The organism is Brenneria roseae subsp. americana (assembly GCF_003115815.1).
Lineage (GTDB): Bacteria > Pseudomonadota > Gammaproteobacteria > Enterobacterales > Enterobacteriaceae > Brenneria > Brenneria roseae.
Window position 1 is genome coordinate 1 of record NZ_QDKJ01000044.1, and the last position, 865, is coordinate 865.

General features: G+C 50.9%; 2 tRNA genes and 1 rRNA gene. All 3 read left to right on the forward strand.

The features are described from left to right. Nucleotides 1-328 (forward strand): 16S ribosomal RNA (locus tag B4923_RS20700); the annotation flags it as partial. A gap of 73 nt (nt 329-401) precedes the next feature. Then, nucleotides 402-478 (forward strand) — tRNA-Ile (locus B4923_RS20705). A gap of 124 nt (nt 479-602) precedes the next feature. After that, nucleotides 603-678 (forward strand) — tRNA-Ala (locus B4923_RS20710). Nucleotides 679-865: the final 187 nt, after the last annotated feature.

Here is an 865-nt window from a genome sequence, read left to right on the forward strand (position 1 = left end):
GAGTAGGGCTACACACGTGCTACAATGGCGCATACAAAGAGAAGCGACCTCGCGAGAGCAAGCGGACCTCATAAAGTGCGTCGTAGTCCGGATTGGAGTCTGCAACTCGACTCCATGAAGTCGGAATCGCTAGTAATCGCAGATCAGCATGCTACGGTGAATACGTTCCCGGGCCTTGTACACACCGCCCGTCACACCATGGGAGGCGGTTGCAAAAGAAGTAGGTAGCTTAACCCTAGGCAGGGCGCTTCCCACTTTGTGATTCATGACTGGGGTGAAGTCGTAACATGGTAACCGTAGGGGAACCTGCGGTTGGATCACCTCCTTACCTGATGATACGAAGTTAAGTGAAGTGCTCACACAGATTGTCTGATGAAAATGACGAGCAGAAATACCTTAATAGGCTTGTAGCTCAGGTGGTTAGAGCGCACCCCTGATCAGGGTGAGGTCGGTGGTTCAAGTCCACTCAGGCCTACCAATTCTTTCCCATGCTGTGTTGTCGCCCCACTCGTTTACTGATGTAAACGTCGTGAGACTCCGCCTTGCCTGGAAACGAATTGGCTAACTCATCGAGCGGTGGGCTAAAGGGTATGACTGAATTTGGGGCTATAGCTCGGCTGGGAGAGCGCCTGCTTTGCACGCAGGAGGTCTGCGGTTCGATCCCGCATAGCTCCACCATATAAAGACTTCAGAGCGTATTGGCAACAGTATGCTGTGAAGTATTATGCTCTTTAACAATCTGGAACAAGCTGAAATTTGAAACGATGCGGCGGAATATCTCAATGTAGAAATACGGATGAGGTCATTTCTGTTGCGTCAGAGTCTCTCAAATAATCGCAGCGCGAGGGTGGAAACACCTTCGGGT